This window comes from Flavobacterium sp. P1_E4 (genome assembly GCF_056405915.1).
Window position 1 is genome coordinate 35,162 of sequence record NZ_JBFUBE010000006.1, and the last position, 13,612, is coordinate 48,773.

Annotated in this window: 13 protein-coding genes; all 13 read right to left on the reverse strand. The window is 33.9% G+C overall.

Annotation, left to right across the window (positions count from 1 at the left end):
- Positions 1-13: 13 nt before the first annotated feature.
- Entirely contained in the window at positions 14-1,159 is a 1,146-nt protein-coding gene (locus AC1DY0_RS07915) for a glycosyltransferase family 4 protein (protein ID WP_477188086.1), read from the reverse strand.
- On the reverse strand, positions 1,156-2,268 hold the full coding sequence (locus tag AC1DY0_RS07920) for a glycosyltransferase family 4 protein (RefSeq protein ID WP_477188087.1): 1,113 nt from the start codon (positions 2,266-2,268) through the stop codon (positions 1,156-1,158). The genes AC1DY0_RS07915 and AC1DY0_RS07920 overlap by 4 nt, the downstream gene beginning before the upstream one ends.
- On the reverse strand, positions 2,261-3,016 hold the full coding sequence (locus tag AC1DY0_RS07925) for a hypothetical protein (RefSeq protein WP_477188088.1): 756 nt from the start codon (positions 3,014-3,016) through the stop codon (positions 2,261-2,263). The genes AC1DY0_RS07920 and AC1DY0_RS07925 overlap by 8 nt, the downstream gene beginning before the upstream one ends.
- Position 3,017: 1 nt before the next feature.
- On the reverse strand, positions 3,018-3,836 hold the full coding sequence (locus tag AC1DY0_RS07930; RefSeq protein ID WP_477188089.1) for a class I SAM-dependent methyltransferase: 819 nt from the start codon (positions 3,834-3,836) through the stop codon (positions 3,018-3,020).
- Positions 3,837-3,845: 9 nt separating this feature from the next.
- Positions 3,846-5,171 (reverse strand): glycosyltransferase family 2 protein, encoded by a 1,326-nt coding sequence (locus AC1DY0_RS07935; protein WP_477188090.1) that lies wholly within the window; start codon positions 5,169-5,171, stop codon positions 3,846-3,848.
- A gap of 168 nt (positions 5,172-5,339) precedes the next feature.
- A complete protein-coding gene (locus AC1DY0_RS07940; protein ID WP_477188091.1) occupies positions 5,340-5,663 on the reverse strand; it encodes a GIY-YIG nuclease family protein in 324 nt (107 codons plus the stop codon).
- 190 nt (positions 5,664-5,853) lie between these two features.
- Positions 5,854-6,906: an exostosin domain-containing protein gene (locus AC1DY0_RS07945; protein WP_477188092.1), complete on the reverse strand. Its 1,053-nt coding sequence runs from the start codon at positions 6,904-6,906 to the stop codon at positions 5,854-5,856.
- Entirely contained in the window at positions 6,907-8,085 is a 1,179-nt protein-coding gene (locus tag AC1DY0_RS07950) for a glycosyltransferase family 4 protein (RefSeq protein ID WP_477188093.1), read from the reverse strand.
- Positions 8,082-9,257 (reverse strand): glycosyltransferase family 4 protein, encoded by a 1,176-nt coding sequence (locus AC1DY0_RS07955; protein ID WP_477188094.1) that lies wholly within the window; start codon positions 9,255-9,257, stop codon positions 8,082-8,084. Before AC1DY0_RS07955 ends, AC1DY0_RS07950 begins: the two co-directional genes overlap by 4 nt.
- Complete coding sequence (locus tag AC1DY0_RS07960) at positions 9,257-10,630, reverse strand: asparagine synthase-related protein (protein ID WP_477188095.1); 1,374 nt, start codon at positions 10,628-10,630, stop codon at positions 9,257-9,259. Before AC1DY0_RS07960 ends, AC1DY0_RS07955 begins: the two co-directional genes overlap by 1 nt.
- Positions 10,617-11,687, reverse strand: a complete 1,071-nt coding sequence (locus AC1DY0_RS07965) for an acyltransferase family protein (protein WP_477188096.1) — start codon at positions 11,685-11,687, stop codon at positions 10,617-10,619. Before AC1DY0_RS07965 ends, AC1DY0_RS07960 begins: the two co-directional genes overlap by 14 nt.
- The gene (locus tag AC1DY0_RS07970; protein ID WP_477188097.1) at positions 11,680-12,771 is read right to left on the reverse strand and encodes a glycosyltransferase; all 1,092 of its coding nucleotides are present in this window, start codon (positions 12,769-12,771) and stop codon (positions 11,680-11,682) included. The genes AC1DY0_RS07965 and AC1DY0_RS07970 overlap by 8 nt, the downstream gene beginning before the upstream one ends.
- A gap of 5 nt (positions 12,772-12,776) precedes the next feature.
- The gene (locus AC1DY0_RS07975; RefSeq protein ID WP_477188098.1) at positions 12,777-13,598 is read right to left on the reverse strand and encodes a glycosyltransferase family protein; all 822 of its coding nucleotides are present in this window, start codon (positions 13,596-13,598) and stop codon (positions 12,777-12,779) included.
- Between the last annotated feature and the right edge of the window lie 14 nt (positions 13,599-13,612).

Consider the following 13,612-nt stretch of genomic DNA (forward strand, 5'->3'; position numbering starts at 1 on the left):
TAGCAATTATTGTTTAATTATTGTTTTTACTTATAATTGCATCCAAAGAATGCATATAATTTACAAAAGTAAACCTTTCCGCTACCTCAGCTATGCTGTTCGATTTATCTTTAAGAAGTTTGGGATTAGTATGTATTGCTTTAGAAAGAACCTCATCGAAAGCGATAAAAGAAGTGGTATCCCATAAAAAACCATTATCGCTATTTATGTAGTGCGGAATACTGCTAACATTGGAGACCACGGGAATGGTACCGTAGCAAGCGGCTTCGGCAATAACTTTTGGAAAGCCTTCGGATGCACTTGGTAACAAAAAAAAATGTGATTTAGCTAAAATTTGATGAACTTCCTGTTTATCAAGGAAACCATGAAATTGTACTTTTTCATTCAAGAAACTAGCTTTTTCTTTATAAAAATCTGTTTTATTCCCATCTCCTATAAAATGAACTTCCGCAATCATTTCAGAAGAAACATTCTTCAATGCCTCTATAATTCTGTCCACTCCTTTTGCAGTCTCCAATCGGCCAACAAATGAAAAAATGAACGGTGGACTAAATTCTTTTTGTGCTGAAACCCTTAATCCCTTTTCAATATCCTCAAGGGTCAAACAGGGATTTTCGAATGACAAACATTGAACGGGTTGATCATCCCAAAATCCGTTAATGGTCACTTTGCATTTGGCATAATTTTTTATCAGCCACCAACGTTGCATTCGATATGATAAAGGAGGATTTTCCTGTTTCCAATTACCCGCATATTTCACCCAAAAAGTGAATTTTCTTCGAATAAAAAAAGAAAACAAAGGCAACAAAAACAATCCCATGCTGGTAGGTAAACGCAACTGAACTTCAGATGCTCCTTTAATACTAACAACAACTTGATATATAATTTTAGGAATTTTGAATAGAATTAAAAACTTATCCCATACTCTTTTTCCCCCATAAGGAGGAATAGGTACAAAATGGATGTTTTTCTTGATATAAGACGAAGAACTAGGAGGTACATTCCCTGTGTGCAGACACCCAACATGATATACTTCTTCCCAACTGTCGGCCAGAAAATTAATTTCATTTACCGTAGAACCCCAACCGCGCAAAACTCCATTCAGATCAAGATAATGCTCCGTATGTGATATGACAACTAACTTTTTCCGTTTCATCATCCGATCAGTTTTAAATAATTTTTAATCACAACCGTCCATTCAAAAACTTTGGACCAAGCTTTAGCATTTGAAGAATAGTGCTCATAATCGTTCATAATGGTTTCCAAGGCACTATTAATAGCAGTAATATCATTGGCCAATACTAACTTTCCGGAATAATTATCTTGTATAGCATCAGCAATACCACTGTCCGAAGAACCAATAGCAGGTAATCCTAAAGCATTCGCTTCTAAAACGGCAATCCCAAAACCTTCCACATCGCCATTATGCAACCGCTCACTCAGCATGACAAATATATCACAAGAAGCTAAAAAGGAAAACAATTGATCCTCGGGCAAAGCGCCATGAAAGCTGACTGAATCAAAAACACCCAACTCTTGGGCTCTCTTTTCAAAAGCTTTTCTTTCGGTAGGCAATCCCACAATATGATAATGAACTTCCGGAAATTTCTGCTTTATTTTTGGCAGTGCATCAATCAAATTGTGTTGTCCTTTACGATAGGTTACATTTCCAACGGTAACCAATTTTGGATATCCTTTTAATTGTATCTCATTACATTCAGCATCAATCTTTGGAACTGAAAAACCATTATTGATCACGCTAATATCCCATTTTGAATTTATGGACAGGGCAAGATTTTTAGTGAACTGCGATACTGCAATTATAACATCAAATTGGCTTAAACTCCATTTCGTCATCTTTTTACTAATGATGTTCCCTGCATACAATTCGGAACCATGTATGACCGCCACAAATTGTTTTTTAAAGAAAAACAACTTCAAAAAAGCCCCCTGCCACAAAGAAAATTTGCCTGAAGCAATAATAGTATCCGGTTTATTGGAAATAGTCATTTGAAAACTCATCCAAATTCGTTGCACATAAGTCCATATTGAAAAGGAATAGCGTTGAATTCTATGAATAGCAAATGACTGTTTATGATCAAACTCCAAATCATCAGCTAAAACCGAAGAACGCTGATTGGTACAAACTGTAATTTCAAAACCGTTTTTAACCAATTGATCTGCCAGATGATAGGCATGATTACCTATACCACCTGGTAAAGGCGGAAATTCGGATGCAATAATTAATGTTTTTTTTATATTATTCAATTTTACCTTTAAAATATGAGTAGTTAAATATATCGTCTTTTTCCGAATACATGTAATTCAAATACATTTCGATATTTTCCTTTACTCGGCTATTTATAACGCTTTTACCAACAACACCTTTTCTATCAAAATGAAATTCACCACCAATACCTAAATCTAACCCATAAATTTCTAATGGAAGATTCATTTTAACAGATAGCATGTATCCAAATAACAATAAAAACACACCACTATTTTGTATTTTAACAGGTAGTCCTCTTTTTTCATAAAAATCATGAAATCCTTTAAAATTTGCCAATGATGCTTCTGTTGCATCCAATTTTGTTAGAAAAAATATTTTTTTACTGTTTAATAATTTATAGCATTTTGATAAAAACTCAAATCCTTTATTATGTCCTTCCGTTTCTTCATAATAAAAAATAATTTTTTGATTTTTTTTCAAAAACAAAGAATGCATAGCAAGCAATTTCTTTATATAATAACCATCATTTACATAATACAAAAACTCAGATTCATTCACCAGAGAATATCCTGAATTAGTCACTAAATATAGGTTATTGGAACAAACTTCAACTTTATTTGCGCTTGGGCCACTACATAAAACAACAATTTTTTTCTTCTCTTTATATTCTAATAAAATATCATCAACCAAAAAGACCGATTGTATTGAATTACTCTTTTTGATTTTTTTTATATAAATTATCAATGAGTATACTTTTACTAAGAATCTTTTTTTAAATAATTGCATATTATAGTTTTATCATAACACATTGCAGAGTAGGTCCTTTAAAATTTCCAAAAATTGACTTAATAAAAAATCTATAGGTATCAATTTTTTTCCAATTAAAATATGGAAATCTTTTAGCGTCACACAAAACTATTTTAAAACCAAAATGATTTGCTATAATTCGGATGCTCTCAATGGTAAAAAAATTCAAATGGATTGGTGGACCTGATTGATAAATTTTATCACCTCCATTTTTATAATTCATTCTTTTATCATAATTAGGAACGGTAAATCCTAAATAACTTTTTACTTTTAATTTCTTAGATGCAATTTGAAAAAATAAATTTAAATCCTGCAAATGTTCAATTACCTCAAAAGCAATAATAGCATCAAACTCTCCTTCAATATCATTTAGTATCGTAAAATCTCCATTGACTATATTCAAATTTATCGATTGCGCTTTATCAGCTGTAATTTTATCCAATTCAATTCCAATATAATCAACATTTTTATTTTTTAAATAGCTTGCGACAATCCCTACACCTGCCCCTACTTCACAAATTCTTTTAACATCGTTCTTTAAAAGATAATTTAAAACCTTTAGTTTAGGACGACCTATATGTAAAGCTTTGCTTTTTTGCAGTTTTTCAAACTCTCGCTGATGTGTACTATACTGCAAAGTATCATTATAGAGTCTATTATAAGTCTCCATAAAATCTTGTTCCGAGAATATTGTTTTAGAAAAAACTAATTTACATTCTTCGCACTGTACAAGATTATATTTTTTGTTTAATAACTCTACTTTGGAACTACAAACCTTACACAATAAAAACTCTTTCATATTCAAAAATTATAATTTTCCTTCATTTAATTTTTCTGTAGCTGAATTCCATGACTTCCTGACTTGATAACACACCAAAGGCAATAAAAATGGAATCAAAACAAACGAAAGCACTTTCAACATCTTATTACTTTTAAACTGATAAGGCACTAAGGACGGCAAAATAGTATGCAAAACATACCATCGGGACAATCGATCGCCAAAATACTTTCGGGATAAATACAATACACTTGGAACCGGTCGGGGTCCCAATAGTTTTTTTGGGCGCCAGCCATCCCAACTTCCCATTTGACGCAAACCGCCTTCACTCACTTTCAAATGAATCCGTTTGGCTTTGGGATTCGAAATGTTTTTATATCCGGCCAGATAAGCCCGTAATCCGTATTCTCCATCGCCCATCCGTTGTTTTTCAAATTGGCGGTCAAAAAATCCAATTTCGGCAAAAATAGTTTTTTTTAATAATACATTACCGGTATCCAATTGATCACTCCATTTAAAATAGCTATAATTTTTGGGGACTTCGGCACCAACAGTGCTAATAGAAACTCCCGAAGATAAATCAGCATCAAAGAAATCTAAGGCTTTTAGGTGTTCCGCAATCCAATCGTTCTCCACCAAAGAATCATCATCATACAACAAAATATAATCGCCTTTGGCAGCTTGTATCGCTTCATTTCGGGCGCGCCAAAGTGCCTTTTCTTCTTGGAACCAATAGTTCAAATCCAAATTCCAGCCTTGATAAAAATCGTTTCTAAAGCCATCCGTTTGATCAACAATAATAACCTCAAAATTTTTATACGTTTGATTTTCCAAATCTCTTAAAACATCTTTTAAATAGACGTATCGATTAAGCGTTGGAATCACAACCGACACCAAAGGCTTTGAAGCTGTAAGCGTACTTTGAAAACTATTATAGTCAGAACTGGCCATCACATTTTTGGAAAAATCAACCCTACGTACTTTTCTGGTATTGAAAAACGAAAGAATTTCGGCAAAAGGATTATGAAATGTTAGGATTCTGACCATTACAACATAACAGACCCAGGCCCAGTGAAAATTTTTTCTCAAAAAAACATATTCATCGTGCACCGGGAGCTTCACTTTTTGCCATATATCAAATCCCGCTTCCTTTTTCGGATTGATAAAACCCTGTTGAAAAGCCGTCCACCCCAAATCCCTATCCTTTGCAATTTCACTTTGGTATTGAGAATCTTTGGTGGTGATATACCCCGCCTCTTTGAGTTGCTTTTCCGTTGGAAAATAACCAAAATCCTGTTGTGCTTTAAGGTTAAAGTACCAAATTGGTTTTAAGTATTGTAAAAAATTAAATATCATATTTGTTTTTGAATCTCTGTAAAATTTACTTTGTCACATCTTGTGAAGTTGAGACGCGTTTTGCTTTTCATAAGAATCTCGACTTCGCTCGATTTGACAAAGATTAACTTAATAAACATTTAGAACCCTCTCAATGTATTCCGTCACGTCGAGCGAAGTCGAAACGCTTTAATCATTTTCTTTTGAAATATTTCGATAATGTGTATCATTTTTACATTCAGACAGTTTATGTAATTTATCATAATTATCATCAATCAAACACTCTTTCTTTGACCTACTCCATTTTTTTATTTTCTTTTCAAACACAATGGCCTGATTGGGCTCCATAAAATCCTGATAAAAAACCAATTCGACAGGTCTTCGCGAATGGGTATAAGCTTCTGGATATTTACCTGCATTATGTTCCATTACACGTCTTTCAATATCCGAAGTCACCCCTACATAAAAGGAGTTATCACTGCATTTAAGAATATAAACATAATAGAATTTCATTTACTTAATATTGATTTATTCAATAAAAATCTCATCCAAACACTCTGTCAGGTCGAGCGGAGTCGAGACCCTTTTCTTTATTAAACAATAATCTCGACTTCGCTCGATTTGACAATAATTTATTTTAATAAACACTAAACATCTACAAACGCACTTTTTCACATCGAGCGAAGTCGAGATGCGAGCGAAGTCAAGACGCAATCATCTCCAGCATCCCATTAACAGAAAGCCTTTCTTTCCATAATTTTCGATTATTTAATTGCAGCTGTATAAAATCTTCATTAGATAAGTTTTGGTGAAATTCGCTCAGAATATCAGCTACATTTTTCCTGTCCTTCCATTCCACCCAAACTACGTGTTGTTTCCAATCAATCTGATCGTCAAAGGGTAAAAGACAATCGGTGTTTACAAAAACAGGTGTTTTTCCCATCATGAGCGTTTCATAGAACCGTACTGAAAAATTTCCGGCACCACGCACACACAAAACATAATCAGAAGATACAATGTTGCCATAATAAGTAAGGGTAGTTTCCTCTCTTTCCAAATCCGTTTGTGCCCCAGCCCTATATTGATTTCGATAGATAAAATTGGTTTTTATTAAGGTAGAATCTTCAAAATTCCTCAGCAATTGAGCCCGCTCATAAGCTGATGCAAACAGAGGTTCCCAATCCTTTCGAAATGGGTTTTGCAAAAACCGTTTTCCATTTTCTTTCAAACATTTAGCCAGTTCCTTTCCTCTTTTTAAAGGGGATAAGGTAGCATGACCACAAAAACCAACAACAGCCAACTCTCTTTTAGCAACTGGTTGAATTGTATCCCTCTGATAAATTCTTTGAAAATGATCAGAAAGTGCAACCGGAAAGCCTTTATTACATTGAGACAATTGCGATCGAAATCCTCCCATCCGAAAATAGGTAATATTAGGAAATTCAGGAAAAGCCACACCGTAATCACCCGAAACATAAGCATACCCTTTGATGTTATACTTTTGACAAAGCGAATCGACTTCCTTTAATAGAAACATTTTATTGTTCCCGTAATACCAATTCACAGGAAAAGGAATCAAGACAATTGAAGCTTTGCCACTATCTTCTACCCTACAAAAGCCAAAATTCAAACTTTGTGTTGATTTATCCTCATTAGAATCTCCCCAATTGGTCTCCTTAAAAAAAGGACGCGTCAATACAAAAAGAACCTTTTTATTGGATACAGGTAAATGGGTATGAGAGATACAGATATTCACTTAATCAGTAGTATAAAATTCCAAAAACTCCTTTTGTTGTTGCTCTAAAGTAAACTCATTCTTCATGCGGCTAATCGCTTTTTCAGTCATCATTCTCTTTTCGTTTTCTGCCAATTTAGTAACGGCTTGAATTTTCTCGGCCAAAGATACTGGATTTCTTTTGGCAACCACAAAACCGGTCACACCATCAATGACATTTTCCGACAGCCCTTCTGCATCACTAACAATACATAACTTACCCATCGCCTGTGCTTCCAAAACCGCATTGCAAAATCCTTCCTGAATACTGTATTGCACATACAATGTAGCGTCACCCAGTAATTGTCGCACTACTGTAGGTTCCAATTTTCCTGTAAAAGTGACCCTGTCAGTCAACCCCAATTGATGAGCGGCAAACAACAACCGCTCTTTCTCGATACCATCACCAACAATCGTATATTGAAATGCAACACCCTTCTTTTTAAGCAGCGCCAAGGCCTCCAAGGTGTATTCCAGACCTTTTTTCCAATGCAGACGTGCTATCGTCAAAATTTGAATCGTCTGAGTCGCTTCTGTTTCCTTTACATTTGAAAAATAGTTAACATCAATAGCTGGGCAAATCTTAAATACTTTTTCTTTGTTTTCAAAACCATTCTTATAAACTAAGTCGGCTATGTCGTCAGAAATAACATGAACCTTATCTACCTTCTTCCAAAGCTTATCATAACAATTTGGATTTTTTAAAGGATAAATAGCAATGTCAAATCCCCGAAAACTTACTGCCATTTTTGCCCCAATGGCCTGGGCCACATTTTCGCGCTCCAAAGCCATCGTTCCAAATCCAAAATGAAGCCAGTCTAATTTTGCCGAAAGCAAATGATGGTTCAATACCATTTTTTTCAGGATTGAAAAAAAGGAAGATTCATCGTTTCGTTCCAAACGATAAAACTGCCTTACCACTTTAAAATTCAACAGCAGTAAAATCAAAAAAGAACAACTTTCTTGTAAAAATAGCAACGGTAAATTGCCTGACAGTTTGGGTGAAGCCACTACAGTAGCTCCTTCAAAAGTTTTTATTTTATGGGAACCTGAAACAAAAAGAACCACCTCATGCCCATGCGAATGCAGACCTCTTATTTTGTTGACAAAAAAGGTCTCGGAATAGCCCGGAACAGCGGGCAAAACTAATCCTATTCTCATGATGGATCTTTTAAAACAGATTCGTATAAGCTTTTCATATCTGCAATCATAATTCGATGCGAATGCTGATTTTCTATAGTTTTTCGGGCAGCAAGGGTCATTTTATGATATTCAGTAATCGATAAGTCAGCAACTTTACGCAAAGCCTCAGCTATAGCCAACAAAGATCGAACAGGAATTAAAAAACCATTTTCTCCATCAGTAATTACTTCGTTCATTCCTCCGCAATCCGTAGTAACAACCAGAGTTCCCAACGCCATAGCTTCCAGAACCACATTCGCAATCCCCTCTTCAACACTGGAAAGCAATACAACATCGGCTTCGCGAATAGCCAAAAGAACGGCATCAAATGGCGCAGCAGTAACAAAACAAACTTTTTTTTCCAGACCCAATTGTGAACGTTGAACCAATAGTTCTTCATCAATACCGACACCAATAATTGAATACTCAAAATCAAATTGTTGCTCTTGTAAAATGGCTAATCCATCCAAAGCATACGAATACCCTTTTACCCAATGAGAGCGGCCAATCGAAACTATTTTTAATGGGCTATTTATTTTTCCTTTTTGTACAAAAGGCAACCTTTCTAAATCCAAACCACTATAAACAGTCTTTATTTTAGTTGCATCCGCCCCATAAGTTTGGGCCAGCATTCCTGTGGCATCAGATACCGCATGAAAACCATTCAATTTTGGAAAAAGTTGACTATACAGTTCTTTCCAATAAACATTCCCTATGGGGCTAATGGTGACATGTGTTCCTCTAAGGCTCAAAACAAGTTTGATTCCAAATTCCTGAACCCAAATCCAATCCCCAACTCCCTTTGCCCATTGCAAATGAAAAATATCTGGTCTGTGATACAAAACGGAATAATACTTCACTTTGGTTCCATAAGAGTCATTCCCCTGTTGCGCAAGCAAATCATCTAACTTGTTTTTGCATTTTCTCTGAAAAACACTTAACAAAAAGCTATAATATAAAAGCTGAACTGTCTTTTCAAAACGATTGCTATAAGCCACCACCTCAACATTGGTGCCGTAATTCTTTTTCTTTTTTAAAGTTCCAAAAAGATAAATACGGTAACCCGAATTAGCCATTCCATCCACTAACCGTTCAATAAAAGTAGTCGACGGAATTTCTCCGGAATAGATAGCGATTTTTTTTTGACTCATTATATTTTTTGCTTGCTAAACAAAGATAGCGTTAACAACATACTGACCGAATGAGAATAATAAACCGGATTCTCGTGGACAAACTTACCATAAAATTCAGAAACGACCTCAGGTGAAATAAACATTGAAAATTCGGGATTCTCAAAAAGCCAATGTTTCAACGCTTTTTCATTTGCTGTTCCAATAAACTGCAATTCCCAGTTGCGTTGTACCAGTGGCTTGGGGTTTACTGTTCTTCTTATTTTATCCAGTATTTTATACGGTAAATTCCAAGGGCGTTTGTCCCAATGGTAGCGATATAAATTAAAAGGACGATGGTCTTGCCAGGTAATTTTTGCCAAAGCTGGCAACCGCATTTTTAAGTATTCAATTTGGATTTGACGACCAGATAAATATTTTTCAGGTACCGAGCAAATAAATTCACACATTCGATTATCGTAATACGGAACCGTAATAGGTCGGACTGATTCAAAAACAGATAGGTTCGTACTAGTCCATCGTGTTGCCCAATACAAACTTTTGAACGCTCGTATTTGTGCATTCGCGTTCTGTGGAATATTAATTTTCAAAAGTAATTGGCCTATTCTTTCTTTTAAGTACTCCACAAAATCCCCTTCTAGCTGCCAAGATTGCCATAAATCGTTTGCCAACTCCAATCCTCCTTTTTTGACTATTTTTTTAACCAATACAGTTACTTGTTCTTCAAAAGGCAAATCATCGGAAACTCCCATGTCGTCAAACAATACATCCCCCCAATGTCCCAAAGAAAAAATCTCACCCAAAGAAGCATACTGATCAATAAATGCCATTTGCCTTGGATGCGTAAACTCTGAATAACAGTCGTTAATTTGGGATAATTGCTCTATTTTATCCCATAAATAACCATTAGGAACTTTCCAATCTTCAAAAGCAAAACCGCAAACCTGCGCTATTTTTTTGCTATATACTGTTTCGTCATGACCGCCGTCAAAAGCGTAACTATAGGCCTGCACTTCATTCCTTAAATGACTAAAAGCTACTGCTTGGGTACGGCTGTCTAAACCTCCTGACAAGGGTAATATTACTTTTTGGTCACCAACTTGTTCCTTTATTATGGTTTCAAATAAATGGGCAAACTCCTCCACAATTTGCGACAGAGGACGTTCTACAGGGGAATAATGCCATTGAAAATAGGCTTGTTCAGACAAAATGGTGCTATTTTCAATCTGGTAGTCATGCGCGGGTTTTAGTGCCTTTTGTTCTTTGTAGTAGGTATCATTATCCAGAAAAAAACCAGTAGCCGCAAAAACACAGATCGCCTTATGATCGAGTGTCAGTTTTTTACCTACAAATGTAGATTTGTTTGGTATTATGGGTATTTTAATTGATTTCATTTTTCTTTAAAATAGCATAACGCAATGACAAAAAAGGTTTTTCTATTAGATAATAAGACCCTATTGAGCAAGTGGTTATACCTAAAAACTTAACTATTAAAGGTATATCCCAAGAATAAAGCCATACTTGTTGCCACAAATAAATTGAATAACTCCACAGCCCAATAGTTATCATTATCTTGTTATTCAAAAATTTGAATATTCTCGAACTCGAAAAATTTAAAACGATCAATAGAATAATAGTTAAAGAAATATTTACGATCGATATTCCAAACAAATTATAAAAATATCTTACTTTCAAACCAAAAAGCTTTACAAAGAGAGAACTATTAAGCATCATTAAAAGAAAGATAACTATTAACAAGATGTAAATTTTATTTTTAAAAAAAACAAACCACTTCTTTGAAATAATTTCCTGTTCTAATAATGTGGCTATACCACCTAAAGCCAAAACATCGGCTACTGTCTCAAAATTAAAATTTACAGAACCCCTTAAAACCTTAGGAAAAAAATCAAAATAAAGATAGGAAACCCTAAGTATTGGTGAAATCAAAAAGACAATCATTAAAATTTGTATCAGGTTCTTTTGACTAATTATTTTTTTATAAAATAGATAAAATAATATTGAAATAAATACATAAAATTGTTCCTCAACTGCAAGTGACCAAGAATGTCCTACAAACCATTCTTGAAATTGCCAATCTGATCTGGATTTATAATTTGCTAAATAAATTGGTGCTCTCCAAAATTGTTCCCAATTAAAAATATTTAATGTTTTTAGTAGGATATAAACGACTATTAGATAAATATAAAATGCAGGGAAAGTTCGTAAAATTCTTTTAAAATAAAATATTTTTAAACTAAACGTATTCTTCACTACATCGCGATATAAAATCCCGACAATTAAATATGATGAAATTAAAAAAAACACTCGTACCCCTAAATTACCGAAATTAATTAGTTTCGGTTTAAAAGCATGACTGAATAATACCAATAAAATTGAGATTGCTCTTAATCCATCTAAAGAATCAATTCTTTTTATATTTTCTTTATTCATTTTTATACAATTTCATATATAAATCTTCATGCGCTTTAATAAATGCACCTATTGAGAATTGATTAATGCAATAATCGCGAAGCTGCTGTCCAATTACTTTTCGATCTTCTTCTGCTTTTTTATAAATAAGTTCCACTTTCTGACTTAGTCCTTTATTATTGGACGCTTCAAACAATAATTCCGTAAAGTCCTTTAATACAAAATTAATTCCTGATATGTCCGATCCCAAAACCGGTATCCCCATAGCCATAGCCTCGACAAGTGCCATGGGCATCCCCTCTTTTCTCCCTTCGTTTAATGTTGGAATGACATACAAGTCAGCTTGAGCCAAAAACGGACGAACATCAGTATGCTTACCTAAAAATGAAATTTGATTTTCTAAGTGTAAATCTTTTACCAATTGCTTCAATTCATTCGCATAAGAATCTCTGTCATCGCCTAAAACTTCCAAATGAATATTGAGATTATCTAAAGATTTAATCGCCTGTATCAAAACTTCTATCCCTTTTACAGGCACCAGATTCGCAACGGTGATAATTTTAAATTTATCGCTTTTCGATTTATGTGGAAATAAATTGGAGTTATAATATTCTGTATCCAAGCCCAAAGGAATCAGCTTTTGTTGCTTTTTATTAGGAAAATAATTCTTCATTTCCTCATTGATTGTAATAATGAAATTGCTCAGATAAGAGCGAATTTTCCAGTGAATGTTACCCCAAGTCATCGCTTTCTTGGTATAAACAAATTTGGCCCCGCCTAATCTGGCGGCCAAGACTTCTGTCCAGTCACTGCTCCAATTCCAAGAATGAATTATGTCGAACCTATTTTGTTTTACAAATGAACGGAACGGCTTTACCCGGAATAACAAATTAAAATACGGTCTGGGAGCAACGGTCATGTTGATAATATAAATAGGAAAACCCAACGCTTCCACTTCTTTAAAGAAAGCTCCTTTATTAGTTTTGCAGGCGATGGCTACTTCAAATTTTACTGTATCCAATCCCTTAGCCAAATCATACAAAACTCTACCGCTTCCTGCAGTATCAAAATTGGGAATGGTATAGAGAATTTTTAGTTTATGCACTGTTCTTATCTGTTTTTAGAAGTTCTTTTAATGCCAATACTTTTTTTAAATTTCAAAACAAAATTTGCTGGACTATAATTAAACGGTATTAAACCAATATATGGAACAAAAATTCTCTTGTAATGAATTCTATTTATTTTTTTTGCAAACATATTCATTTGATCAAATGTCATAAAAAATGGCGTCCAAGTCTTCCAATTACTTCCTAATCTTTCATGAATCACTTTTACCTCACCATGTAACATCAACATTGATTTATAACCATGAGAATTATATTCTTCTGGTAAAATTGAAAATTTTATAGTATCAAAATTCTTCAAAATCGCTTCTCTCAATCCTGGCATGTCCATTTGAATTTTAAGCTTATTACAAATTTCCAACCAATCATTAAATAATTTTAATACGTTTTCATTTTTTTTGAAGAGAATTACTCCTGAATTAAATTCCGGTAAAATATTTTTATATTTCATTTCAGGAAAAGTGTATGTATGTTTTTTGACTTCTTGAGTAGTTGCAATATCAACCAAATCTAATAATTCAAATAATTCATCAATATCTGAACATACAAATGTATCTGAATCAAGAAAAATAGTTTGATCAAATGGGGAATTAAGTAATCCTACAATTTTAGATAAGTAAGTGTAATTATTTAGATCTTCTACAATTACAATTTGATCAAAAAAAGATAAAACAAAATCATTCACAATATCTTGGGTAGCAATCAAAGCAATTGGCAAATTAGAAAATTGCCTCACTGATTTAGCAGAAACAATTGCTTCATTAATAAATTTTGGTTTATTAGCAACGTATAAATAACCTAAGGCCATTATTTTTGTTATTA